Genomic DNA, 23,032 nt, shown 5'->3' with positions numbered 1-23,032 from the left:
TGCACGAGGTCCGCGAATGCGTGGCCGGGCACTTCCCGGTGTCGATCCAGCACTCGACCTTCCAGGTCGAGACCGCGCACCTCACCGAGGACGAGTCGGCCCTGGTCCGGCACCGCTGAGCGCGGCTAGCAGCTCACGGGAGCAGTGTCTCGAAGGCCCCGCCGTGCTGATGCCGGTCCCAGATGGAGCCGGCGATCTGGGCGGCGTCGATGCTGGGGAAGCTGCCGTCCGCGTTCCATTCGGCGGCGGCGTCCGCGGCGGCGCTGCCCTCGATCATCGCGGCGACGAAGGTTGCCCCGACGAACACATCGCCGGCGAGCTCATCGCGCAGGGTAGCGAGGTAGTTGCGGGCGGCGGCCATCGCCGGGGCGGGACCACTCATCCCGGCGGGTGCGCCCAGGGCGCTGGCGCCGTTGACGTAGAAGATCGCACCGTGCTCGCTACCTCGGAGGTCCGCCAGGGTGAGTTGAACGGTGGTGATCAGCGGGTAGAGGAACAGGTCCGCGAAGGTGCGGGCCTGTTCGCTGGTGAGATCTGCCGCCGGGACGAATCCGTCGTCGGAGGCCGCGGTGAAGGCGATCGCGTCGATCCGCCCGAGCCGCTCGCGCACCTGGTCGATGACCGTGCGCAGCTCGTGCGGGTTTGTGATGTCGGCGGGGAACGCGGCGATCTCGCCGCCGTTGCGGCGGATGCTGTCGGCCAGAGCGGTGAGCGGGTCGGATCGGCGGGCGACGAGGGCGACGTTCCAGCCTTCGGCGGCGTAGGTGTGTGCGAGGGCGCGGCCGGTGCCGGGTCCGGCGCCGAGGATGAGCAGGGTGGCGGTCATGGGTGTCCTTCGGGGTGGGGTGGGTCAGTCGAGGCCGCGCGGGTGCTGCAGCGGGAGGGCAGCGACAGTGGGGTGGTCGAGACCGAGAACACCGGTCTTGGCGGCACCGCCGGGTGAACCGAGCTCGGTGAAGAACTCGACGTTGACGGTGTAGTAGTCGGCCCACTCGTCGGGGAGGTCATCTTCGTAGTAGATCGCTTCGACCGGGCAGACGGGCTCGCAGGCACCGCAGTCGACGCATTCGTCGGGATGGATGTAGAGCATCCGGTCGCCCTCGTAGATGCAGTCCACCGGGCACTCGTCCAGACAGGCGCGGTCGGTGACGTCCACGCAGGGCAGTGCGATCACATAGGTCATCAGTAGGGTCTACTCGGTGACGTTGATGATCATCGTGAGCCCGCCGGCGCCGTCGGTCTCGACGTTGTTGTTGGTCGTGTGGTGGTTGATGTGGCAGTGGATGAGCCACTTGCCGGGCTCCAGCGCCTCCCAGATCACGTCGTAGCGTTGACCGGGCCCGATGTTGATGGTGTCGGCTTTGAATTGTTGGTCTTCGGCGAGGGCTTCGCCGTCGCGGGCGACGACGGTGAACGGGCCGCCGTGGATGTGCATCGGGTGGATGCCGACGGTGTTGGAGCCGATGAAGCGGACCTTGAGGGTCTCGCCGATTTTCATGTCGATGGTTTCGGTGGCCGGGTACGCCTTCCCGTTGATGGTGAAGTAGTTCGGCATTCCTCCTTCCATCGGCATCGCCGGGTAGGTCAGGCCTTCTCTGTTGAGCCATTCCTGCAGCTGGATCGTGTAGTCGTGATCCGCCGCGGGCTGCTGGGACGGGTCGGCCGGGTCGATGATGAGTGCCCCGTACAGGCCGAGCGCCTGCTGCCGGTCGGCGTGGTCGTGGGAGTGGTAGAAGAAGGTGCCCCATTGCTTGACGGTGTACTCGTAGCTGTACGTGGCACCGGGCTGGATCGGGTCCTGGGTGATGCCGGCGGGGCCGTCCATCTCGTTGGGGACGTCCAGGCCGTGCCAGTGCACGGTGGTGGTCTCGTCGAGCTTGTTGGTGACGTCGATGCGGATCCGGTCGCCTTGGGTGAAGTTCAGCCGGGGCCCGGGCACCTGCCCGTTGTACGCGTATGCGTCGACGGCAACACCAGGGAGGATCTCCCATCGGATCAGGGAGACAGTGAGCTCGTAGATCTTCACGCCATCCTCGATCCGGGAAGGCTCGAGGACCTCGTCACCACGGGTGTCCACGTCGTAGGCGCTGGTGACGTCCCGCGGATCGACCGCAGCCATGTCCTCCATCGCCTCGGCGGGAGTGTCGCGGGTCATGATCATGCCCGGCGGCATGATCAGACCTCCGACGTCTTCGGCGCTGAGGGTCATGTTGACCGCGTTGGCGGGGGCGACCATGCCCACGATCAGTGCGATCGTCGCGAACGAGGCGACGACGGTCAGCTGCGGGACGGTGACCTTACTCGTCCCGCGGGGCTGATGCTGCTCATGCTCGGACGGCGGCTGCGCCTCGTCACGCCCCGCCCCGGATCCGGCGGCCATCGCCGCGTGCCCGGCGTGTTCGGTCTGCGGATCGGTGGCCGGCTCCTTGCGTTGGGTCATCAGCCCGTGCTTGATGCCCTTCTTCACCATCCACACGTTGGAGGGGTAGGCCAGCGCGAAGCCGGCGGCGACGCCGACGGACATCACACCCCAGAAGATCAGTTCGGTGGGGACCATGGCCCGCATGTCGCGGCCCATCATCAGCAGCGACATCACCGGCGCCATCCCGGCCATCATGAAGTTCATGCTGATGAATTCCGGCAGGAACGAGCGGCGCACGTTCTGCCAGTAGGTGCCTCCCATCATGTTCTTCATGAACAGGGCCTGGAAGATGAAGAGCCCGAAAGCGAATCCGGCGATGTACTCGATGATCAGATCGAGCCACATCGGCAGGCCCAGGGTAGAGACGATCACCGCGGCGGCGATGATTCCCGTCGCGTCTCCGGCCACGCAGTGAATGGTCGATCCGATGCCCTGCTTCCAGAGGGGCTTTGTGAACTCTTCGTGCTCCCCCGGCCGTGGCTCCTTGTCCGCCAGGACATATAGGAGCGCACCGATGGGTCCGAGGTAGAGGGTGACGAGGATAAAGCCCCACTTCATCACGGTGGGCTCGGGGTTGCTTCGGAACTGGTCGACGCCGACCCAAAGGGTACTGATGGCTACAAGGACGAACCAGCCGACCAGGAAGTAGTCGATGGGTTGGATCAGCATGGCGCTCCTTTTCGCCGAGCCGGTCGGTGCGAAGGAGGCTCAGACCCGTATAGCCTACCCCCGCAGGGTACCCACGATTGGTGGTGTGCCTGCTCGTGCCCCTGGCTCCTCCTGTCCGCGCTGCGTACCCGGCTGCCGCGTTCGACGCGGTGGCTGCTCCTGGTGTGCTTCGCGGCCGCGATCATCGTCGGGCTGATGGGCATGCACACCCTGGCCTCCTCCCACGCGCCGGCGATGTCGTCGACGGCGGAGATGACCGGCGCCACCGTTCCCGAGGGTCATCACGGCGCAGCCACTGCCCCGGTGGACGACGCGGGGCACGGGTGTGTGACGTGCAGCCCGGAGGGCGGTCACGACGCGCTGATGGTGATGTGCGTGCTGGCGCTGCTGGCGACGGTGCTGCTCCTCCTGCTCCCTCGGCTGATCCGCGGGACACCGCAGGAACGGGCCACATGGTGGCCGGTGATGTTCGTAGCGCGGCCGGCTCCGAGCCGCCCGCCTTCACTGCGGGAGTTGTCGATCAGTCGGACGTGAACGCGCCGGACCCCGCCGTCCGGTGGGGTTTGTTGCCGTGCCCGTTCGCGGGCGTTCACGTACACCCAAGAGAAGGACTGATTGATGATGATGAAGAAGAAGCTCCGCACCGCAGCACTCGTCGCCGTTCCGCTGGCGACGGCCCTGTTCCTCGCTGGGTGCGCCGGCAGCGGCGACTCGATGCCGGGCATGGATCACGGCGGCGGGTCCTCGTCGGCGCCATCGGAGTCCGCAGAGGCGGACTTCAACATGGCCGATTCGATGTTCGCGATGATGATGATCCCCCACCACCAGCAGGCGGTGGAGATGAGCGACATGATCCTCGCCAAGAGCGACGTCGACCAGCAGGTGCTGGATCTGGCGCAGCAGATCAAGGATGCGCAGCAGCCGGAGATCGACACGATGCAGGGCTGGCTCGATGACTGGGGCATGTCCGCCGACGATATGGACATGGGCGACGTGGACCACGGCGGCGGGATGATGTCCGAGGAGGACATGGCGCAGCTGGAGGCCGCGACCGGCGCCGACGCTGCCCGGATGTTCCTCGAGCAGATGATCGAGCACCACAAGGGCGCGATCGAGATGGCCGAGACCGAGCTGGCCGACGGGAAGAACCCGGACGCGAAGGAACTGGCCCAGGCGGTGGTGGACACGCAGTCCGCGGAGATCACCACCATGGAAGATCTGCTCGCTCAGCTCTGAGGCACCCCGGTGGGGCGTCACCGATGGTGGCGCCCCACCCTGATCGTGGAGGGTGCATATGCGCGTCCGTTTCAAGGCGGCGGCCGTGATCGCCGCCGTCATGTCCGTGCCTGTCGTGTTGGCGGGGTGCGCGAGCACGCCCGCGTCGACAGGGGAAGAACACACCGCGTTGTCCACGCATGTGCACGCGGTGGTCGTGGACCCGGAGACGGGGCAGCTGCTGCTGGGCACCCACGAGGGCATCTACGAGGTGTCCGAATCGGGTGAGCTCGGCGGCCGGGTCAGTACCGCCGACTTCGACGCGATGGGGTTGACGGCGACGTCGCAGGGCCTGATCGCGTCCGGGCACCCGGGCCCGCAGACCCCCGAAGAGTGGGGAGCACCGAATCTGGGAGTGATCCGCAGTGTCGACGGCGGCGCGAACTGGGAACCCGTCGCGTTCACCGGGGAGAAAGACTTCCATGCGCTCACCGCGGGCGCCGATGACACCGTGTACGGGTTGGCGACCGACGACACCGACCTGTTGCGCAGCGTCGATGCCGGCGCCACCTGGACTCCGACGGGCGCGCAGGTGCCGGCGGTGAGTTTGACCGCGGATGCCAGCGGCCGGGTGGTCGCGGCGACCGCGGACGGGGTGACCGTGAGCACGGACCGGGGGGCGTCGTTCTCGGCGTGGCCGGATGCGCCGCTGCTGTACACGCTGGGAGCGTCCCCGGATCGGAAGCGGCTGGTCGGGGTCGGCACCGATGACCGGATCTGGGTGCTCGGGTCCGGGGAGGACCAGTGGCGGGAGGCCGGCACGGTGCACGAGCAGGCGCAGGCGGTGGGGATCGACGCGGACGGCCGGGTCGTCGTGGTCGACGCCAGCGGCATCACCGTGCTGCCCCAGTAGCGGGGGCCGCACGGCGGCTGCGGTGACGGGTGGAGGTGCCTACGGGAGTCGAACCCGTCTGGGCGGCTTTGCAGGCCGCTGCCTCGCCGCTCGGCCAAGGCACCAGGTTCCCGCCCGACGCGGGGCGGGGGAGGCCGGACGGTCGTCCGTCTGGTCCGGGTTAGGACCTGACCAGACGGGCGATCGCGTCGCTGGCTTCCTTGATCTTCTGCTCGGCCTGGTCGCCGTCCATCCGGGCTGCGTCGATCACACAGTGCTTGAGGTGATCGTCGAGCAGCCCGATCGCGACGGCCTGCAGGGCGCTGGTGAGGGCGCTGATCTGGGTGAGGATGTCGATGCAGTACTTCTCGTCATCGACCATCTTCGAGATCCCGCGCGCCTGACCCTCGATGCGCTTGAGCCGGTTCAGGTACTTGTCTTTGTCGGTGATGTACCCGTGAGTGGTGTGCGTCGTGTCGACGGTGGGTGTGGACATGGCCGGTTCCTTCGGTCAGCGGTCGAGGACCGCGCGGGTGCTCGCTTCGGGTGTGAGGTCGATTCGGCGCAGTAGCTGCGCGTTCAGGGCGACCACGACGGTGGACAGTGACATCAGGATCGCGCCGACCGACATGGGAAGGACGAACCCGATCGGGGCGAGCACGCCGGCGGCGAGCGGCACGGAGATCAGGTTGTAGCCTGCAGCCCACCACAGATTCTGCTTCATCTTCCCGTACGCCGCGCGGGAGAGCTGGATCACCGACAGCACCGACCGGGGGTCGGAGCTGGCGAGGATCACTCCGGCGGAGGCGATCGCGACGTCCGTGCCGGCGCCAATCGCGATGCCGACGTCGGCCTGTGCGAGGGCGGGGGCGTCGTTGACGCCGTCTCCGACCATGGCGACCTTGCGGCCTTCCTTCTGCAGCTCGGCGACCTTGCTGGACTTGTCCTCGGGGCGCACGTGCGCGAACACCCGGTCGATGCCCAGCTCGGTGCCGACGGCGTTCGCGACGGCTTCGGCGTCGCCGGTGATCATGACCACCTGCACGCCCAGCTTGTGCAGCGCCTCGACGGCTTCGCGGGACTCGGGACGGATCTCGTCGGCGAGCTTGAGCCCGCCGATGACTTTCCCGTCGCGGGTGACGTGCAGGATGATCGCGCCCTCGCCACGCCAGTTGTCAGCCTGGTCGACCTCACGGGCGCCGACCTCTTCGAGCAGGCGGGGTCCGCCGACGCGGATCTCCGCACCGTCGACGGTGGCGGTGACGCCGACCGCGGGTGAGGAGGTGAACCCGGTTGCCTTGGGTAGGGTGAGGTTCTTCTCCTGCGCGGCGCGGACGATGGCCTTGGCGAGCGGGTGCTCACTGTCGGCTTCGGCGGCGGCGGCGATCGCGAGCACCTGGTCAGCGTCCAGGTCACCGACCGGTTCCACGGCGGAGACGGTGGGCTCACCCTTGGTGAGGGTGCCGGTCTTGTCGAACAGGACGGTGTCGACGGTGCGCATGCTCTCCAGCGCGAGCCGGTCCTTCACCAGCACCCCGCCGCGGGCGGCGCGCTCGGTGGCGATGGAGACCACCAGGGGGATCGCGAGGCCCAGCGCGTGGGGGCAGGCGATGACCAGGACGGTGATGGTGCGGACGACGGCTTCGTCGGGGTTGCCGACGAGGGTCCACACCACCGCGGTGATGGCGGCGGCGATCAGCGCGAACCAGAACAGCAGGGCCGCGGCACGGTCCGCGATCCGCTGCGCGCGGGAGGAGGAGTTCTGCGCATCGGTGACCAGCCGCTGGATGCCGGCGAGGGTGGTTTCATCGCCGGTGGCGGTGACCTCCACCCGCAGGCCGGAGTCGGTGGCGACGGTGCCGGCGGTGACCGGGTCGCCGGTGCCGCGGGCGACCGGGCGGGACTCGCCGGTGACCATGGACTCGTCCATGTCGGCGCGGCCGTCGACGATCTTGCCGTCGGCGGGGACGCTGCCGCCGGGGCGGACCACGACGACATCGCCGACGGCCAGGTCGGCGGGTGAGACCTTGACGATCTGGTCCCCTTCGACCCGCTCGGCCTCATCGGGCAGCAGCGCGGCCAGGGTGTCCAGCGCGGAGCTGGTCTGTGCGAGGGAGCGCATCTCGATCCAGTGACCGAGCAGCATGATCACGATCAGCAGCGCCAGCTCCCACCAGAACTCGAGCTCGTGGTGCAGCAGCCCGAGGGTGGCACCCCAGGACGCGAAGAACGCGACCGTGATCGCCAGGCCGATCAGCAGCATCATGCCGGGCTTGCGGGAGCGCAGCTCGCTGACCGCGCCGGTCAGGAACGGCCACCCGCCCCACCCGTACATGACGGTGCCGAGCACCGGGGCGATGAACCGTGCCCAGCCGGGGACCTCGTAGCCGAGGATCATCGCGAACATCGGGGAGAACGCCACCACGGGGACGGCGATGATCAGGTTGATCCAGAACAGCCGCCGGAACTGGCCGACGTGGTCGCCGTGCCCGGCGTGCCCGCCATGGCCTCCGCCGTGGCCGGAGTGGTCCATCTGGCCGCCGGCGTGCTGGCCGTGGCTGGGCTGCACGTCGTGCCCGGTGTGGGTGTCGTGCTGCGTGGGCGGCTCCGGGGTGTGGTCGCCGTGCTCGCCGGTGGCGGTGGCGGCCTTGCCGGTGGGGTGGTTGGTGTGGTGTGCGTGCGGGTCGGTCATCAGTTCACTTCCCTGTGCCTAGCGGTTATTTCGAGTCTGCCGTGCCGGTCCCGGTGGAGGCGAGGGCCTCCGCGTCGGGGCCGGTCGGGGTGTGCAGCTTGGGCATCCAGCCGAAGACGGCGGGGGCGGCGTCCAAGCCGAGGACACCGACGGGGACCGGGCCGTGCTGGCGGATGACCACCAGCGGCTCGGAGCTGTCGATGCGGGTGTCGGTGCGGGTGTCGGTCAGTCCGGCGCCGGCGATCATCGCGCCGTGGACTGTGGCGGTGAACGGGGCGCGAGGCTGGTAGCTGCCGGGCTGCTCCCCCGCGCCGAGATCGGCGAGCAGGGTGCGGGCGGCGTGCTCGCCCTGCGCGGCCGCGTCGGACCAGTGATCGATCCGCCACACGCCCAGGGTGGGGTCATCGTGCACGGCGACACCGCCGGCGGCGTAGACGTGCGCGGCCGCGGCGCGCAGGCTGTCGTCGACCGCCACAGGCCCGTCCCAGGGGGACGGTGCGGTGGGGGTGGTGCCGTGCGCCACGATCAGCAGGTCGGCGGGCAGCTCGGTGCCGTCATCGAATGTCAGCTCGAGGCGGTCGCCGGTTTCACGGACCGCGGTCAGCGTGCGACCGAATGCGGTGTCCAGGTGCTGCTGGTGCGCGGTGGCCAGCCGCTGCGCGAGCTCGTCGCCGAACACGGTGGCACCGGGGGTCTGTGTGCGGGCGAGGAGGGTGATCTGATGCCCACGTTCGCGCAGCAGTGTTGCGGTCTCCGCGGCGACAAGCCCGGCACCGGAGATGACCACCTGCGCGGGCCGTCCGAGGCCGGTGAGAAGATTCCGGACCGCGATGGCGTCATCCAGAGAGTGCAGCGTGGTGATTCGGTCCGATGAGGCCCCGCGAACGCTGTCTCCGGGGAGGCGTGGCACACTGCCGGTGGCGAGAATGAGTGCGTCGTAGTCCTCGACACGGCCGGACGCGAACCGCACCGTCTTCGTGTCCGTGTCTACCTCGAGGACGGTGTCACCGAGCGCTTCGACGCCGGGGATGACGGCCTGTTCGGGAGTCAGCAAGCCGATCGCGACTCCCTTGTTCACGAGGGTGCGGTTGTAGGGGGTTTCGTCGGTGCGGCCGATCAGGGTGACGGTCACCGCATCCGAGCCCGCGAGAACGCGGGCAGCGGACGTGCCGGCGGCGCCGGCACCCAGGACGAGAACCTTCTGGGGGGACATTTCGCTCCTTGATGGCTGATGGTGGGGCCCGAGGACACGGCGGCTCTCGGGCCCCGAAGGGCTGGCCGTCAGGCGGCCTTGACGTACTTTTCGGGGTCGGCGTCGAAGAGCGGACCGCACGCGGCGCAGCAGAACCAGTACCGCTCGCCTTCGTAGTCCCGGTACAGGCCCTGGGCTTCGGCGACGCTCTTGCTGACGGTGCTGCCGGGCATCACGGGACAGACGACGACATCGTCCGCGTCGGCGGGGGCCTCGTGGTGGTGGTCGTGGTCGTGGCTCATGGCGGGTGTTCTTTCTGTCGGTGGTCGACGGCGGGATGGCCGTCGGTCCGGCACGGTGTGCGCCTGGGACTCCCCTAGCGTATACCCCGTATGGGTATCACAACAGGCGGGTGCCGCCTGCTATTCCCGTCCGGGGCTACCTCATTGGCGGTAGGCGAGGACGGTCATCATGCCGGCCTCGCCGTGGTAGATGTTGTGGCAGTGGGCCATCCACCGTCCGGGATTGTCGGCGTCGAACTCCAGCTCGAGCGTTTGCTTGGGAAGCACGATGGAGGTGTCTTTGCGGGGGCCGCCGCCGGTGTGCTGGTAGGTGTGCCCGTGCAGGTGGAACGGGTGCCACATGTCGGTGTCGTTGGTGACGGTCAGCCGCACCCGTTCGCCCGCGGTGAGCGGGTGCGCGTCGCGGAGTGGGTCGTGCATGTCGAACTGGCGGCCGTTGAAGCCCCAGTCGTAGGCGGCCATGCTGCCGGTGAGGGTCAGCGCGATCGTGCGGTCGACGTCACGCCGTCCGAGGGTGACCGCGGAGGCCGCGGCCAGCAGCTCGGCGGTCGCCACCTGGGAGCCCTCCCCCAGCTCGGTGATCTGCACGTCCGCGGCCGGAGCCTGCCCGCCGCCGGTGCGGACGAGCGCGAAGCCGCGTTCGCGTTTGCCTTCGGCGTCGGCGATGAACGGGAACACCCCGTCGCCGAGGGTGACGAGCACGTCGTAGCGTTCGCCCATCCCCAGCAGGACGCTGTCGACCTCGACCGGGTCGACGGGGTACCCGTCGGTGTGGGTGACGGTGAGCCTGTGTCCGCCGAGCGCGACCCGGAATGCGGTGTCTCCACCGGCGTTGATCAGGCGGATCCGGACCCGGGATCCGGGGGTGCCGGTGAACTGGGCGGGGTCGGCGGCGGGTTTGCCGGGTCTTCTCAGATGACGGTGTAGGTCGGCCGGGCGCGTCGGTCCGCAGATAGACGTCGAGGTCTCCCGACGATGGAGGTTCCTACGCCATCCATCGGAAAGACCTCGACGTGCCCGACGCTACCCCGCCGGCCGGCTTCGGCCGCCCTGACCTGACCGCCTTCGCTCGACTCGACGGCCTCGGTCTGAGCGTGACCGGACAACGACTTGAACCGGATCGTGCGGTCCTCGCGTGCCGCGTGGTGGAACCAGATCAGTGGTGCCGGCGGTGCGGCAGCGAAGGCGTTGCTCGTGACACCGTGATCCGGCGGTTGGCCCACGAGCCGCTGGGCTGGCGACCGACCGTGCTGGAAGTTGTAGTGCGCCGCTACCGCTGTGCCGACTGCGGACACGTGTGGCGCCAAGACACCAGCGCCGCGGCGGAGCCACGCGCGAAGCTCTCGCGCACCGGGCTGCGGTGGGCGCTGGAAGGGATCGTGGTCGCACACCTCACCGTCGCACGTGTCGCCGAGGGACTCGGGGTCGCGTGGGACACCGCCAACAACGCGGTCCTGGCTGAAGGCAAGCGGCTGCTGATCAACGACCCCACGCGGTTCGAGGGCGTGAAGGTCATTGGCGTCGATGAGCACGTCTGGCGCCACACCAGGCGTGGCGACAAGTACGTCACCGTGATCATCGACCTCACCCCGGTCCGCGATGGCGCCGGCCCAGCAAGGCTGCTGGACATGGTCGAGGGCCGGTCGAAGGCGGCGTTCAAGACCTGGCTCGCCGACCGCGACGACGCCTTCCGTGACGCGGTCGAGGTGGTCGCGATGGACGGCTTCACCGGGTTCAAGACCGCCGCTGCAGAGGAGATCCCGGACGCGGTCACGGTGATGGATCCCTTCCACGTCGTGCGCCTGGCCGGTGACGCCCTCGACAGGTGCCGGCGCCGGGTCCAACTCGAGATCCACGGGCACCGTGGGTTCAGGGACGACCCGCTCTACAAGTCGCGGCGCACGCTGCACACCGGCGCGGACCTGCTCACCGACAAGCAGAGCGACAGGCTACGCGCGCTGTTCGTTGATGACGCTCACGTCGAGGTCGAGGCGACCTGGGGTGTCTACCAGCGGATGATCGCCGCCTATCGCCACGAGGACCGGCAACGTGGCCGCGAGCTCATGGAGAAGCTGATCACCGACCTCAGCGCCGGCGTCCCCAAGGTGCTCACCGAGCTCACCACCCTGGGCCGGACCCTGAAGAAGCGAGCCGCCGACGTGCTCGCCTACTTCGAACGACCCGGCACCAGCAACGGGCCGACCGAGGCACTCAACGGACGGCTCGAACACCTGCGCGGCTCCGCACTCGGGTTCCGCAACCTGACCAACTACATCGCCCGAAGCCTGCTCGAGACCGGCGGCTTCAGACCCCAACTCCTACACCCCCGATTGGGATGAGCCTCTTTCCATCGTGGACCTTCCCCCCGCTGGAACGTCAACACCTGACCTCAAGCCTTTCAGCTGCCTGCCCATAATTCGGTCCTTGACATTCCAGTCGGATGGAAGGTCTAGGGTGAGAGGCATGGAAGACGAATTGACGGCCCGGAGCGCTGGCGAGGTGTTCGACGATCATCTGCAGCAGGGCGCACATGGGAGCGTGGATGAGGATCTGGAACGGAATTACGCGCCGGACGTGGTGGTGCTGACAAGGGCCGGTGCGCGCCATGGCCACGATGGCATCCGGGAACTGGCTGAGTTGCTGAACGGACAGCTGCCGGAGGCGGAATTCACGTATACGGCCCGTGTTGTCGCTGGCGAGGTGGCCCTTTTGGAGTGGACCGCCCGGGCCTCGAACGGTGCTCGCGTCGAGGACGGGGCGGATTCCTTCCTTATCCGTGACGGCCGAATTCAGGCCCAAACCATTCACTACACCGTCCTGCCAGGTCCTACGCAGGACAGCGACCCTAATGAGGAAAGTGCGAGGTGAGCACCATGGCAACAACAAACGTGACTCTGAAGATTGAGGGAATGACCTGCACCGGGTGTGAACAACGGCTCGGCACGGCGCTGCGCCGGCTTGAAGGTGTCAGTGAAGCCCGAGCGGATCACCGCACCGGTGAACTCACTATCCGGTATGACCCCGACGCGACTGACCGTGAAGCGCTCGAGGAACGAGTGGTGGTTGCCGGCTATGAAGTGGCCGACACTGAGGGGTCCGCGTAATGACTACGGATACCGCTACTAAGGATGAGCAGTTATGGGATGAAGAGCCCAGCCATCTGGAGGGCCGCGCCCGGATCCGCGCGCGGATCGCCGGGCTGCACTGCTCCCTGTGCACAGGGACCATTGAGAAGGCGTTGGGCCGCCAGGCCGGTGTGGATCAGGTCGCGGTAAGTCTGACCCATGAGCAGGCGCTCATCGATTACGACCCGAAGCTGATTAAACCGCAGGAAATCCTGGCCACGCTGCGCGATATCGGCTATGACCTGTATGACCCTCGGAAGCTGCGCCCGTTTGAGGACGAGGAAGCGGACCTGATCCGCGAAGGCAAGCGACTGCTCCTGGCCGTCGCCGCTAGCCTGACAGCCATCGCTCTGATCCTTGAGGTCTCCGGGATCTGGTCGGTTCTGGTCCCGGCGTCGGTGGTGGTACTGATGGTGCCGGTCGCCTACGCGATCCTGCTGCCCGCCGGGAAAACCAGGGCCGCCCTGGGCGCGCTGGCGATCATTGCGCCGGCAGGGTTGGCGTACGCAGGCCGGGAAACAGGCCTGATCACTGACCCGGCGACCGGTTGGGTGACCGGTGTTCTGGCTTTGGCCGTGGTGTTCGGTGTTGCCCCGCATATCCTGCGGATGGCGTACCAGGCAGCACGACGCGGCATCCTGAACCAGCACGTCCTGCTGGAGGTTGGCGCTTTCGCCGGGATTGCCGGCGGCATCATAGGGCTCACAGGAATCTTCCCTGATTACCCGACCGCACCGTTCTTCGCAGTAACCGTGCTGGTGGCGAACTACCACATCTTCTCCGAATGGCTCTCGCTGCTGGTCAAGACCCGCTCCAGCCAGGCGGTACGGAAACTGCTTGAACTGCAACCCGACACCGCACGGCTCGTGCGCGAGGGCCGGGAAGAGGAAGTCCCGGTAGCTCAGATTAGTGTCGGTGACATTGTGCGGGTCCGTCCCGGCGACCGGGTACCTGTTGATGGGCGGGTCATCGAAGGACATACCACTGTCGACCTGTCCCTGGTGACCGGTGAACCGGTGCCGATCGAACGTGCAACAGGCGATGAGCTGATTGGCGGGTCCATCAACGGAGCCGGCTCGGTGCTGGTGGAAGTGACCCGCACAGGAGCGGACAGTTTCCTGGCTCAGGTGGTCCGCCACGTCGAAGACGCCCGGGCACTGAAACCCGGGATCCTGCACCTGGTAGATCGGGTCCTGCGTGTCTACACCCCCACAGTGCTCATCGTCGCCGCCGTCGCCTTACTGGGCTGGCTGGTCGGCAGTTGGGCGGTGGCCGGCGAGCCCGACGTCCGCCGCGCCGTTTTTGCCGGCATCGGCGTACTGGTGATGGGCTACCCATGCGCGGTGGGTATCGCCGCTCCGCTGGCGATCGTCCGCGCCGCCGGTGAAGCAGCCGACAAGGGCATCATCATGCGCACCGGTGAAGCGTTCCAGACCTTCGGCCAAGTGCAAACGATCGTCCTGGACAAGACCGGCACCCTCACTGAAGGGCGCCCCACCGTCCGCGAAATCGAAGCGATTGGCGATGAAGAACAACTGCTGGCGACCGCGGCAGCGGCCGAGAACCCTTCGGAGCATCCGCTGGCCCGAGCCATCGTCACCGCAGCCGAACAACGCGGGCTCACGATCCCGACGTCGGATGATTTTGAATCCGTCACCGGTCTTGGCGTCAGAGCCTCGATCGAGGGGAACCCCGTCCTGGTTGGGCGACCGGCCTTCCTCCACGACCAGGGAATCGACCTGAACCCGTTGTCGTCCGCGGTCACCCGCCTGGAGGATATCGGCCGCACGGTTGTCGCGGTCGCCGTCGACGGCCGCCTGCAAGGCGTCATCGCCCTGGGCGATGACATTCGCCCTGACGCGATCCGAGCAGTCACGGAGATGCGTGAGGCCGGGATCCGCCCGGTGCTGGCCACCGGGGATAACGGCCGCGCCGCCGCCCACGTTGCCGCGGAAGTGGGAATCGAGGAGATTCGTGCGGGAATCCTTCCCGAGGAGAAAGCCGCTTTGGTCCGTGAACTGCAAGCCGGCGGTAACCGCGTGGCTATGGTGGGCGATGGCATCAACGACGCTCCGGCCCTGATGCAGGCCGACGTCGGCATCGCCATGGGTGGCGGGACCGATATCGCCGTGGAATCCGCGGACGTGGTCATCGTCCGTGATGACCTCACCGCGATCCTTGAAGCCCAGCGGACCAGCCGCTCCAGTTACCGGCGCACCCGGCAGAACGTCTCCCTGGCGTTCCTGTTCAACGGCATCGGAATCCCTGCGGCCACGACCGGACTGGTGTACCCAGTCTGGGCCATGGTGGCCATGGCGCTGTCCGTCACCACGATCTTCATCAACAGCCTCGGCGGCCGGCCTTCCCTGTTGTTTGAAGCGATCAGCAGCGTCGGGCGTACCACCCCGGACGACGGTGAGGATGAGAGGAAAAAGTGAGCCAGTTCCCCATCATCGAAGAACCCGAGCTGGGGAGGGTCACCGGCGGACCAGGGCTGGTGTTACTGGATTTCTGGCAGGCCAGCTGTGCCCCTGCCGGGCACTGGAACCCAGACTCGACCGCTTCGCCAGCGCCAATCCCGGCGCATTCGAAGGCTACCGGATCGATGTCGACGCACAACCAGACATCGTCAAGCGGTACAGCGTCATGAGCATCCCAACGATCATCGTGCTACGGAATGGCCGGGAAACTGCCCGCCTCGACGGGCTCATACGAGACTCCGACCTGGCCGAACTGCTCGGCTGGAGTTGATGACCCGATGTCCAAGCGATATCCCTCCGGCTCTTGGGAGGTGAACGGGCATGCCGTGCGTAGGGGTGAGTCAGCGACAGGCCACCGGCCGCGACCGCCACTCGGGCCGTGGTGGCCGGTGGCTTGGTTTGTCGCGACAGCAATTGTGCTTGTCTTTCTTGTGCTTGGAAGTGTTCCAGACCAAGGGTATCGGTAGCCGAACGTCGGGTCCTCGTGGTGCGCGTCGTGGAGCGCGTTGATCCGGTGCGCCCGAAGCACGTCCGCGTCCCGGATCGGGTCGCCTCTCCACCGGTAGTAGGGCTGGCGGGCGAGCTTGAGGACCCGGCACGACACCGTCACGGGAATCCCCGCGTCGGCGAGCTCAGATACGAGCGGGTACGTCATTTTGGGGAGCCACCGAGTTTCAGGTTCGCCTGCGACAGATACGCCGCCGCCCGCCTGAGGACCTCGTTCTCCTGCTCGAGGAGGCGGATCCGCTTCTTCAGCTCCCGCGCCTCAGCTGCGTCCGCCGCGGTCTGACCGGGACGGTTGCACGTGTCGCCGAGGGACTCGGGGTCGCGTGGGACACCGCCAACAACGCGGTCCTGGCTGAAGGCAAGCGGCTGCTGATCAACGACCCCACGCGGTTCGAGGGCGTGAAGGTCATTGGCGTCGATGAGCACGTCTGGCGCCACACCAGGCGTGGCGACAAGTACGTCACCGTGATCATCGACCTCACCCCGGTCCGCGATGGCGCCGGCCCAGCAAGGCTGCTGGACATGGTCGAGGGCCGGTCGAAGGCGGCGTTCAAGACCTGGCTCGCCGACCGCGACGACGCCTTCCGTGACGCGGTCGAGGTGGTCGCGATGGACGGCTTCACCGGGTTCAAGACCGCCGCTGCAGAGGAGATCCCGGACGCGGTCACGGTGATGGATCCCTTCCACGTCGTGCGCCTGGCCGGTGACGCCCTCGACAGGTGCCGGCGCCGGGTCCAACTCGAGATCCACGGGCACCGTGGGTTCAGGGACGACCCGCTCTACAAGTCGCGGCGCACGCTGCACACCGGCGCGGACCTGCTCACCGACAAGCAGAGCGACAGGCTACGCGCGCTGTTCGTTGATGACGCTCACGTCGAGGTCGAGGCGACCTGGGGTGTCTACCAGCGGATGATCGCCGCCTATCGCCACGAGGACCGGCAACGTGGCCGCGAGCTCATGGAGAAGCTGATCACCGACCTCAGCGCCGGCGTCCCCAAGGTGCTCACCGAGCTCACCACCCTGGGCCGGACCCTGAAGAAGCGAGCCGCCGACGTGCTCGCCTACTTCGAACGACCCGGCACCAGCAACGGGCCGACCGAGGCACTCAACGGACGGCTCGAACACCTGCGCGGCTCCGCACTCGGGTTCCGCAACCTGACCAACTACATCGCCCGAAGCCTGCTCGAGACCGGCGGCTTCAGACCCCAACTCCTACACCCCCGATTGGGATGAGCCGGTTTGCCGTTGATCAGGTAGTGCGGGTAGTAGACGTCGCCGGCGTCACCGCCGAGCAGGTCGGAGGTCGCGCCCATCAGCATGTTGCCCATCCGCATGAACATGTCACCGTGGCCGCCCATCTCCCCCATCCCCTGCCGCAGCTGCTCGAGCACCTCGTCGGGGGTGGCGGTGACGCCGTCGAGCCAGTCGTCGAGGATGATGACCCATTCGTCGTCGTAGCGGAGCGGTTCGTTGGGGTCCTCGACGATGAGCGCGCCGTACAGTCCGGTGTCCAGCTGGGCGCCGACGTGCGGGTGGAACCAGTGGGTGCCCGGATCGGGGGCGGTGAACTCGTACCGGAAGGAGTCGCCGGCGGCGATGGGCTGCTGGGTGAGCGGGGGGACACCGTCCATGTCGTTGCGCAGCGCGAGCCCGTGCCAGTGCACGGAAGTGTCGAAGGGGAGATCGTTGCGCAGCGTCGCCTGCAGGGTGTCCCCGGCACGTACCCGCAGGACCGGTCCGGGCACCGACCCGTAGGAGAACGTCGCCGCGGCGGTGCCGGCGAGGTCGATGGTGGTGGCCGCGGCGGTGAGCGCCGCGGTGGTGACCCGTCCGGTGCCGCGCCGGTCCCGTTCGGCGCGGTCCACGGCGGCACCGGTGGGGGTCACCCATGCCGGGGTCGGGGTGCAGGCGGCGAGGGCCACGGCGGCGACGGCGCCGGTGCTGAGGGAGAGGAACCCGCGGCGGGTGAGCTGGCGGCGGGGACGAGGAGCGGGGGTGGTCATCGGCGCGTGGTCTCTTTCTGGTGGGCGGCCGCCGCGCGGCGGGCGGGCTGGTCGGTCAGGAGCAGGCGGGTGAGGATGGCGGTGATGCTCAGCGCCACAACAGCCCCACCAAGCAGGGTCGCCGCGCCCGGCAGGGTGAGCACGGGCACGAGGAGCCCGGCGAACACGGTGGGTAGCGACATGGCCAGGTAGGAGATCGTGTAGATCACGGCCATAACGGTGGCGCGCTGGCCGGGGTCGACGTGTGGGAGCAGGGTGCGCATGGCCCCCATGAACGCGGTCCCGAATCCGGCGCCGACGATGGCGACGCTGGCGAGGTATCCGGTGAGGCTGTGCCCGTGCAGGGTGAGCAGGCTGAACAGGGTGCCCAATCCGAGGCTGACGCTGCCGAACAGGGTGATGCGTCGCGGGCTGGAGCGGTGCAGCAGCACCGCGGCTGCGACACCGGCGGTAGCGAGGATCACGATGGACGCCGCTTCCTGAGTGCGGGTGTCGGCGGTGAACTGGGTGGCGACGATCCCGGTGCCCAGGGCCAGGAACATGCCGTTGGTGACCCACCCGGAGATGACCGCCGGGACGACGGACAGGATCACTCGCCGGGTGCGCGGCGGCAGCGGAACACGACGCGCACGGCCCCGGTCGTGGCGGGCGGGGGCGGCGTCGGGGATGCTCCACGCGGTCGCGGCGAGCACGACGAACGCGGCGGCGAGCACGAGGAAGATGGTGCCCGCGTCGATGCCGTCCAGGTCCAGCAGCACCGCGGCGGTGAGCGCGCCGAGTGCGAGCCCGGCCATGGGGGCGGCGGTGTTGGCCAGCGCGGCGGCTCCCGGCCGGCGGGGTGGTTCGAAGTCGACCATCATCGCGTTTAGCGCCGGGACGAGCAGCCCCGCGGCGAGGCCTTGGAGGGCCCGGGCGGTGAGCAGGGCGGGCAGCGAGTCGGCGGCCCAGAACAGCAGCAGGCTGACGGTGAGCAGCACCGCCCCGACGCTGAGGACGCGGCGTCGTCCGATCCGGTCGGAGAGGGAGCCGAGGGTGAGCAGGGCGATCAGCAGCGGGAGGGCATAAATCGCGAAGATCAGGGTGGTCGCGACCGGTGCCAGCTGCAGCCGCTGGGTGAGCTGCGGGTAGAACGGTGAGGGGGCGGAGGCTGCGGCCATCAGCAGCACGGTGCCAGTGATGGCCAGACAGAAGCCGCCGCGGGCGCGGGTCGCGAGTGCTGCGGCGGTCATAGGAGTCCTCCTGGGCGAGCGGCGACGGGGCGCGGCTGGCATGTCTGTGTGCGGTGTCCGCTGCGCTGCGAAGAGGGGTGGGGGTTAGGGCTGGATCAGCCGGGCGATGGCCGCGGAGGTGGCGGCGAGGGAGGTCTCGTCGGTGAGGGTCCCGGTGGTGTTTGCGTGGCGGAGGTGGTCGTCGAGGAGGCTGAGTGCTACGCCTTCCAGTGCGCGTTTGCTGGCGGAGATCTGGGTGAGGGTGTCGATGCAGGGGCGTTCTTGCTCGATCATGCGGGTGATTCCGCGGAGCTGTCCCTCGAGGCGGCGGAGCCGGTTGCGGTAGGTGCGCGGGTCGGTGATGTAGCCGTCCGCGGCGGGTGTGGGGATGGTCATGGTGGGGTGTCCGTGTCCCGGGCCCACACGGTGGGTGTGGGCCCGGGAGTGAGGATCAGGCCATGGCGGCGGCGTACTTGGCCGGGTCCGCGTCGAACGCGGGACCGCAGCCGGCGCAGCAGAAGTAGTACCGCTCGCCCTCGTAGTCGCGGAACAGGCCGGCGGCCTCGGCGGTGGCCTTATTGACGGGGGTGCCGGTCATGACCGGGCAAGTCGTCATGTCAGCGCCGGTGGTGCCGTCGAGGAGGTTCTCGCGTCCGCCGGGGGCGGGGGCGCTGGTGCTGCAACAGCTGGACATGGGTGGTGTTCCTTCCGATGTGGGTGATGGGTGCGCTGGCGGGTGGGCCCGGTCAGCGCGCGATGCTCTTGAATCCGCGCAGGCGCAGGCTGTTGCCGACGACGAACACGCTGGACAGGGCCATGGCGGCCCCGGCGAGCATCGGGTTGAGGAGGCCGAGAGCGGCGACCGGGATCGCAGCCGTGTTGTAGGCGAAGGCCCAGAACAGGTTGGTCTTGATCGTGCCCAGGGTCTTGCGGGACAGGCGGATCGCGTCGGCTGCGCTGCGCAGGTCGCCGCGGACCAGGGTGATGTCGGATGCTTCGATCGCGACATCGGTGCCGGTGCCCATCGCAAGTCCCAGGTCGGCCTGCGCGAGCGCGGGGGCGTCGTTGACGCCGTCTCCGACCATCGCGACGACCTTGCCCTCGCCCTGCAGGCGGGTGACGACGTCGACCTTGTCCTTGGGCATGACCTCGGCGATGACCTGGTCGATGCCGACCTCGGCGGCGATCTGGCGGGCGACCGCCTCGTTGTCGCCGGTGAGCAGCACCGGGGTCAGGCCCAGCGCCTTGAGCTGGGCGATGGCTTCCTTGCTGGTCGGCTTGACGGTGTCGGCGACGACGAGGATGCCGCGGGCGGCACCGTCCCATCCGACGGCGACGACGGTCTTGCCCTCGCTCTCGGCCTGCGCCTTCGCGGCGGCGACCTCGGCGCTCAGGCGCAGCGACCACTCGGCCAGCAGAGACTCCCGGCCCACGAGCAGCGCGTGCCCGTCGACGACGCCCTGGACGCCCTTGCCTTCGAGGTTGGTGAACCCCTCCACGGCCGGCAGGGTGCTGCCGGTTTCCTGGGTGGCGCCCTTGGCGATCGCCTGCGCGATGGGGTGCTCGGAGGCGTCTTCGAGCGCACCGGCGAGGCGGAGCAGTTCGTCCCGGTCCACACCGGGCTCGGTGACCACGTCGACCAGGGTCATCTTGCCGGTGGTGACGGTGCCGGTCTTGTCCAGCACCACGGTGTCGACCTTGCGGGTGGACTCCAGCACCTCCGGGCCCTTGATCAGGATGCCCATCTGCGCGCCGCGGCCGGTGCCGACCAGCAGCGCGGTCGGGGTCGCCAGACCCAGGGCGCAGGGGCAGGCGATCACGAGGACGGCGACGGCGGCGGTGAATGCGGCGGAGATCGGGAAGCCCGCCCCCCACCAGGCACCGAGCGCGATCACTGCGATGAGGATCGCGATCGGCACGAACACGCCGGAGATCTTGTCGGCCAGGCGCTGCACCTCGGCCTTGCCGGTCTGGGCGTCCTCGACGAGCTTGGCCATCTGGGCCAGCTGCGTGTCGGAGCCGACCCGGGTGGCGCGGATGACCAGGCGGCCGCCCGCGTTCACGGTGGCGCCGGTGACCGGGTCACCCTCGCCGACCTCGACCGGGACGGATTCGCCGGTGAGCATGGACGCGTCGACGGCGGAGGTGCCGGAGACGACGACCCCGTCGGTGGCGATCTTCTCGCCCGGGCGGACGACGAACTCGTCCCCGACCTGCAGCTCGTCGACGGAGATCTTCGTCTCCACCCCATCGCGCAGGACTGCGACCTCCTTCGCGCCGAGCTCGAGCAGCGCGCGCAGCGCCGCTCCTGCCTGCCGCTTGGACCGCTTCTCGAAGTATCGGCCGGCGAGGATGAACATCGTCACCCCGGCGGCGACCTCGAGGTAGATGTTCGCCGCCCCGTCGGAGGGGGCGAGGGTCAGCTCGAACGGGTGCGTCATGCCGGGGACGCCGGCGGTGCCGAAGAACAGGGCGTACAGCGACCACAGGAACGCGGCGGTGGTGCCCATCGAGATGAGCGTGTCCATCGTCGCCGCACCGTGGCGCAGGTTCGCCCAGGCGGCCTTGTGGAACGGGAACGCCGCCCACACGATCACCGGCGCGGCCAGCGCGAGAGACGCCCACTGCCAGTAGGTGAACTGCAGCGCAGGGACCATCGCCATGGCGATGACCGGGACGCTGAGAATGATCGAGACGATCAGCCGGTTGCGCAGCGACGTGAGCTCCGGGTCGGCGTCGTCCGCGTCCCCACCCTGGCTAGTGTCGTTCTTGGCCTTCTTGGGGGCCGGGAGCGCGGCGCTGTAGCCGGTCTTCTCGACCTCGGCGATCAGCAGCGCCGGGTCGTACCCGGCGGGCACGGTGACCTTCGCCTTCTCGGTGGCGTAGTTCACCGTCGCGGCGACGCCGTCGAGCTTGTTCAGCTTCTTCTCGATCCGCATCGCGCAGGACGCGCAGGTCATCCCGCCGATCTGGAGTTCGACCGCGGAGTCCGCGGTCGAGCCTGCGGGGGCTGTGGTGCTCATGGTGTTCCTTCTTCTCTCAGATCACCGCGGGGCGGTCAGTGACCGTCGCCCGTGTCGCTGTGTGTGTCGTCCGTGTCCGTGCCGCCGGTGCTGTGACCGGCGTCGACGACGAACTCGGCGGTGTGGACCTGCCCGTCGACCTGGAAGTCGAGGTAGAGCAGGTACCGGCCGGCGGTGGGGGCCTCGGCCGCGAACCGGATGTCGGGTCCGGCGGTGTCGCCGTCCTGCGGTTCGTCGCCTTCGGCGTGCACGTGCAGGTAGGCCAGGTCGCCGTCGCGCAGCGCGACCAGGTGCCCGAAGGCGCCCAAGTACGGCTGCAGCGTGGTGACCGGCTGCCCGTCGCGGGCGACCGACAGGGTCAGCTCGGAGCTCTCCCCCGCGGTCAGGTCACCGTCGAGGGTGACCGTGTACCCGTCGACCTCGCTGGCCGTGGAGGTGGCGGTCGCCGGGTCCGGGGTGAACTCCCCCGCGACGTCGACCGTGCGGGTCAGGGTGACCTTGTCGGGGCCGTCGGTCACGTCCGGCACGAAGTCCGCGTAGATCCGGTAAGTACCGGCCTCGGCCCACTCCCACGATGCCGACCAGGTGCCGGTGCCCTCATCAAACGTGGGGTGCACGTGCCGGAACTGGGTTCCGTCGGTGCGCACCACGATCAGATGCAGGTCCTTCTCGTGCGAGGTCTCGTAGGCGGTCAGCGGCGTCCCGTCGGCGTCCAGGATCTGGAAGCTGAACTCGCCGGCCTGTCCCGTGCCGGTCGGCGCGGTGATCGGGCTGAGTTCGTACCCATAGCCGGAGAGGGAGACACCGGGGATGGTCGCGGTCTCGGTGGTGTCGGTGTCGGTCATGCCGGCGTGGTCGGCCATCGAGCCGTCGCTGGCGGCGGCCGTCCAGTTGGCGACGGCGCTGTCCGGGACGACCGCTGCCGCGATGCCGAACGCTGCGCCGAAGGCCACGACGACGCCGGCGCCATACAGGCTGAGTCGTCCCGCAGCGTTCATCAGGCGCGCACCGCCGAGTAGCCAGCCTCGTCGACAGCGGCCAGCACGGCGGCGTCATCGAGGTCGCTGGTGGACGAGACGACGAGCTTGCCGCTCTGGGCGCTCACCTGGATCTCGTCGACCCCGGGGATCTGGGAGACCTCTTCGCGGATGGACATCTCACAGTGTCCGCACGTCATGCCGGTGACCTGGTACTCGCTGGTGGCCATGATGGGTTTCCTTCCGTCTGGGTGGTGCTCCTGAGTGGGGCTCTCCCCACCGTAACACCCCTACCCCCCTAGGGTATTCCAATTCACCGTGACGG

23 protein-coding genes, 1 tRNA gene and 1 pseudogene are annotated in these 23,032 nt (G+C 68.5%); 9 read left to right on the top strand and 16 right to left on the bottom strand.

Annotated features, from left to right (window positions below):
• Positions 1-133 precede the first annotated feature (133 nt).
• Genes Q0568_RS15500 through Q0568_RS15490 form a run of 3 tightly spaced genes read right to left on the bottom strand, consistent with a single transcriptional unit; the run spans position 134 to position 3,091 of the window.
• A complete protein-coding gene (locus Q0568_RS15500; RefSeq protein ID WP_061018346.1) occupies positions 134-826 on the bottom strand; it encodes an SDR family NAD(P)-dependent oxidoreductase in 693 nt (230 codons plus the stop codon).
• A 24-nt stretch (positions 827-850) separates the two neighbouring features.
• On the bottom strand, positions 851-1,183 hold the full coding sequence (gene fdxA, locus Q0568_RS15495; protein WP_061018348.1) for a ferredoxin: 333 nt from the start codon (positions 1,181-1,183) through the stop codon (positions 851-853).
• A gap of 9 nt (positions 1,184-1,192) precedes the next feature.
• The gene (locus Q0568_RS15490; protein ID WP_298868065.1) at positions 1,193-3,091 is read right to left on the bottom strand and encodes a DUF4396 domain-containing protein; all 1,899 of its coding nucleotides are present in this window, start codon (positions 3,089-3,091) and stop codon (positions 1,193-1,195) included.
• A gap of 162 nt (positions 3,092-3,253) precedes the next feature.
• Here Q0568_RS15490 and Q0568_RS15485 point away from each other — a divergent pair, with 162 nt between their 5' ends.
• The 3 genes from Q0568_RS15485 (at position 3,254) to Q0568_RS15475 (ending at position 5,219) form a co-directional block, all read left to right on the top strand.
• A complete protein-coding gene (locus Q0568_RS15485) occupies positions 3,254-3,625 on the top strand; it encodes a DUF6153 family protein (protein WP_288121646.1) in 372 nt (123 codons plus the stop codon).
• A gap of 84 nt (positions 3,626-3,709) precedes the next feature.
• The gene (locus Q0568_RS15480; protein ID WP_363331261.1) at positions 3,710-4,327 is read left to right on the top strand and encodes a DUF305 domain-containing protein; all 618 of its coding nucleotides are present in this window, start codon (positions 3,710-3,712) and stop codon (positions 4,325-4,327) included.
• 58 nt (positions 4,328-4,385) lie between these two features.
• Positions 4,386-5,219 (top strand): F510_1955 family glycosylhydrolase, encoded by an 834-nt coding sequence (locus Q0568_RS15475; protein ID WP_061018362.1) that lies wholly within the window; start codon positions 4,386-4,388, stop codon positions 5,217-5,219.
• 30 nt (positions 5,220-5,249) lie between these two features.
• Here Q0568_RS15475 and Q0568_RS15470 read toward each other — a convergent pair.
• From Q0568_RS15470 to Q0568_RS15445, 6 genes are all read right to left on the bottom strand, one after another.
• Positions 5,250-5,323 (bottom strand) — tRNA-Cys (locus Q0568_RS15470).
• A 56-nt stretch (positions 5,324-5,379) separates the two neighbouring features.
• A complete protein-coding gene (locus Q0568_RS15465) occupies positions 5,380-5,694 on the bottom strand; it encodes a metal-sensitive transcriptional regulator (RefSeq protein ID WP_061018364.1) in 315 nt (104 codons plus the stop codon).
• A 15-nt stretch (positions 5,695-5,709) separates the two neighbouring features.
• Positions 5,710-7,890 carry a heavy metal translocating P-type ATPase gene (locus Q0568_RS15460; RefSeq protein WP_298868060.1) on the bottom strand — a complete coding sequence of 727 codons (2,181 nt, stop codon included), beginning with the start codon at positions 7,888-7,890 and terminating at the stop codon, positions 5,710-5,712.
• A 25-nt stretch (positions 7,891-7,915) separates the two neighbouring features.
• On the bottom strand, positions 7,916-9,103 hold the full coding sequence (locus Q0568_RS15455) for an NAD(P)/FAD-dependent oxidoreductase (RefSeq protein WP_298868058.1): 1,188 nt from the start codon (positions 9,101-9,103) through the stop codon (positions 7,916-7,918).
• Positions 9,104-9,171: 68 nt separating this feature from the next.
• A complete protein-coding gene (locus tag Q0568_RS15450; protein WP_298866799.1) occupies positions 9,172-9,384 on the bottom strand; it encodes a YHS domain-containing protein in 213 nt (70 codons plus the stop codon).
• Between the two features lie 141 nt (positions 9,385-9,525).
• Positions 9,526-10,299 (bottom strand): multicopper oxidase family protein, encoded by a 774-nt coding sequence (locus Q0568_RS15445; RefSeq protein ID WP_298868069.1) that lies wholly within the window; start codon positions 10,297-10,299, stop codon positions 9,526-9,528.
• Positions 10,300-10,397: 98 nt separating this feature from the next.
• On the opposite strand from Q0568_RS15445, the gene Q0568_RS15440 reads away from it, so the two are divergent.
• The 6 genes and pseudogenes from Q0568_RS15440 to Q0568_RS15420 all read left to right on the top strand — a co-directional run.
• Positions 10,398-11,723 carry an ISL3-like element ISPfr2 family transposase gene (locus tag Q0568_RS15440; protein WP_298868056.1) on the top strand — a complete coding sequence of 442 codons (1,326 nt, stop codon included), beginning with the start codon at positions 10,398-10,400 and terminating at the stop codon, positions 11,721-11,723.
• A 124-nt stretch (positions 11,724-11,847) separates the two neighbouring features.
• A complete protein-coding gene (locus tag Q0568_RS15435; RefSeq protein WP_292680178.1) occupies positions 11,848-12,252 on the top strand; it encodes a nuclear transport factor 2 family protein in 405 nt (134 codons plus the stop codon).
• 5 nt (positions 12,253-12,257) lie between these two features.
• Positions 12,258-12,488 (top strand): cation transporter, encoded by a 231-nt coding sequence (locus tag Q0568_RS15430; protein WP_292680185.1) that lies wholly within the window; start codon positions 12,258-12,260, stop codon positions 12,486-12,488.
• Positions 12,488-14,947, top strand: coding sequence for a cation-translocating P-type ATPase (locus tag Q0568_RS15425; protein ID WP_292680176.1), 2,460 nt, complete (start codon positions 12,488-12,490; stop codon positions 14,945-14,947). The genes Q0568_RS15430 and Q0568_RS15425 overlap by 1 nt, the downstream gene beginning before the upstream one ends.
• On the top strand, positions 14,931-15,260 hold the full coding sequence (locus tag Q0568_RS17230) for a thioredoxin family protein (RefSeq protein ID WP_363331260.1): 330 nt from the start codon (positions 14,931-14,933) through the stop codon (positions 15,258-15,260). The genes Q0568_RS15425 and Q0568_RS17230 overlap by 17 nt, the downstream gene beginning before the upstream one ends.
• Before the next feature lie 524 nt (positions 15,261-15,784).
• Positions 15,785-16,729: pseudogene (locus tag Q0568_RS15420) on the top strand (ISL3-like element ISPfr2 family transposase); the annotation flags it as partial.
• On the opposite strand, the gene Q0568_RS15415 reads toward Q0568_RS15420, so the two are convergent.
• The 7 genes from Q0568_RS15415 to Q0568_RS15385 form a co-directional block, all read right to left on the bottom strand.
• The gene (locus Q0568_RS15415; RefSeq protein WP_292680174.1) at positions 16,660-17,499 is read right to left on the bottom strand and encodes a multicopper oxidase domain-containing protein; all 840 of its coding nucleotides are present in this window, start codon (positions 17,497-17,499) and stop codon (positions 16,660-16,662) included. The pseudogene Q0568_RS15420 and the gene Q0568_RS15415 overlap by 70 nt on opposite strands.
• Positions 17,496-18,728, bottom strand: a complete 1,233-nt coding sequence (locus tag Q0568_RS15410) for an MFS transporter (protein ID WP_061018372.1) — start codon at positions 18,726-18,728, stop codon at positions 17,496-17,498. Before Q0568_RS15410 ends, Q0568_RS15415 begins: the two co-directional genes overlap by 4 nt.
• Positions 18,729-18,812: 84 nt before the next feature.
• Positions 18,813-19,103 carry a metal-sensitive transcriptional regulator gene (locus tag Q0568_RS15405; RefSeq protein ID WP_061018374.1) on the bottom strand — a complete coding sequence of 97 codons (291 nt, stop codon included), beginning with the start codon at positions 19,101-19,103 and terminating at the stop codon, positions 18,813-18,815.
• Between the two features lie 55 nt (positions 19,104-19,158).
• On the bottom strand, positions 19,159-19,401 hold the full coding sequence (locus tag Q0568_RS15400; RefSeq protein ID WP_298866789.1) for a YHS domain-containing protein: 243 nt from the start codon (positions 19,399-19,401) through the stop codon (positions 19,159-19,161).
• Between the two features lie 52 nt (positions 19,402-19,453).
• Positions 19,454-21,730, bottom strand: a complete 2,277-nt coding sequence (locus Q0568_RS15395) for a cation-translocating P-type ATPase (protein ID WP_298866787.1) — start codon at positions 21,728-21,730, stop codon at positions 19,454-19,456.
• Positions 21,731-21,765: 35 nt separating this feature from the next.
• Positions 21,766-22,728 carry a heavy-metal-associated domain-containing protein gene (locus Q0568_RS15390; protein ID WP_298868049.1) on the bottom strand — a complete coding sequence of 321 codons (963 nt, stop codon included), beginning with the start codon at positions 22,726-22,728 and terminating at the stop codon, positions 21,766-21,768.
• Positions 22,728-22,937, bottom strand: coding sequence for a heavy-metal-associated domain-containing protein (locus tag Q0568_RS15385; RefSeq protein ID WP_061018383.1), 210 nt, complete (start codon positions 22,935-22,937; stop codon positions 22,728-22,730). The genes Q0568_RS15390 and Q0568_RS15385 overlap by 1 nt, the downstream gene beginning before the upstream one ends.
• Positions 22,938-23,032 lie beyond the last annotated feature (95 nt).

The sequence above is a fragment of the uncultured Microbacterium sp. genome (assembly GCF_937927635.1).
In the GTDB taxonomy this organism is placed as follows: domain Bacteria; phylum Actinomycetota; class Actinomycetes; order Actinomycetales; family Microbacteriaceae; genus Microbacterium.
This window is presented reverse-complemented; position numbering and strand designations above follow the sequence as displayed.

What these genes read in the sequence shown, in the direction of transcription:
- Q0568_RS15430 (WP_292680185.1), top strand. Translation starts at nt 12,258, where the DNA reads ATGGCAACAACAAACGTGACTCTGAAGATTGAGGGAATGACCTGCACC.
- Q0568_RS15390 (WP_298868049.1), bottom strand. Translation starts at nt 22,728, where the DNA reads ATGAACGCTGCGGGACGACTCAGCCTGTATGGCGCCGGCGTCGTCGTG.
- Q0568_RS15500 (WP_061018346.1), bottom strand. Translation starts at nt 826, where the DNA reads ATGACCGCCACCCTGCTCATCCTCGGCGCCGGACCCGGCACCGGCCGC.
- Q0568_RS15450 (WP_298866799.1), bottom strand. Translation starts at nt 9,384, where the DNA reads ATGAGCCACGACCACGACCACCACCACGAGGCCCCCGCCGACGCGGAC.
- Q0568_RS15405 (WP_061018374.1), bottom strand. Translation starts at nt 19,103, where the DNA reads ATGACCATCCCCACACCCGCCGCGGACGGCTACATCACCGACCCGCGC.
- Q0568_RS15435 (WP_292680178.1), top strand. Translation starts at nt 11,848, where the DNA reads ATGGAAGACGAATTGACGGCCCGGAGCGCTGGCGAGGTGTTCGACGAT.
- Q0568_RS15395 (WP_298866787.1), bottom strand. Translation starts at nt 21,730, where the DNA reads ATGAGCACCACAGCCCCCGCAGGCTCGACCGCGGACTCCGCGGTCGAA.
- Q0568_RS15460 (WP_298868060.1), bottom strand. Translation starts at nt 7,890, where the DNA reads ATGACCGACCCGCACGCACACCACACCAACCACCCCACCGGCAAGGCC.
- Q0568_RS15415 (WP_292680174.1), bottom strand. Translation starts at nt 17,499, where the DNA reads ATGACCACCCCCGCTCCTCGTCCCCGCCGCCAGCTCACCCGCCGCGGG.
- Q0568_RS15465 (WP_061018364.1), bottom strand. Translation starts at nt 5,694, where the DNA reads ATGTCCACACCCACCGTCGACACGACGCACACCACTCACGGGTACATC.
- Q0568_RS17230 (WP_363331260.1), top strand. Translation starts at nt 14,931, where the DNA reads ATGAGAGGAAAAAGTGAGCCAGTTCCCCATCATCGAAGAACCCGAGCT.
- Q0568_RS15425 (WP_292680176.1), top strand. Translation starts at nt 12,488, where the DNA reads ATGACTACGGATACCGCTACTAAGGATGAGCAGTTATGGGATGAAGAG.
- Q0568_RS15410 (WP_061018372.1), bottom strand. Translation starts at nt 18,728, where the DNA reads ATGACCGCCGCAGCACTCGCGACCCGCGCCCGCGGCGGCTTCTGTCTG.
- Q0568_RS15480 (WP_363331261.1), top strand. Translation starts at nt 3,710, where the DNA reads ATGATGATGAAGAAGAAGCTCCGCACCGCAGCACTCGTCGCCGTTCCG.
- Q0568_RS15475 (WP_061018362.1), top strand. Translation starts at nt 4,386, where the DNA reads ATGCGCGTCCGTTTCAAGGCGGCGGCCGTGATCGCCGCCGTCATGTCC.
- Q0568_RS15455 (WP_298868058.1), bottom strand. Translation starts at nt 9,103, where the DNA reads ATGTCCCCCCAGAAGGTTCTCGTCCTGGGTGCCGGCGCCGCCGGCACG.
- fdxA (WP_061018348.1), bottom strand. Translation starts at nt 1,183, where the DNA reads ATGACCTATGTGATCGCACTGCCCTGCGTGGACGTCACCGACCGCGCC.
- Q0568_RS15400 (WP_298866789.1), bottom strand. Translation starts at nt 19,401, where the DNA reads ATGTCCAGCTGTTGCAGCACCAGCGCCCCCGCCCCCGGCGGACGCGAG.
- Q0568_RS15490 (WP_298868065.1), bottom strand. Translation starts at nt 3,091, where the DNA reads ATGCTGATCCAACCCATCGACTACTTCCTGGTCGGCTGGTTCGTCCTT.
- Q0568_RS15385 (WP_061018383.1), bottom strand. Translation starts at nt 22,937, where the DNA reads ATGGCCACCAGCGAGTACCAGGTCACCGGCATGACGTGCGGACACTGT.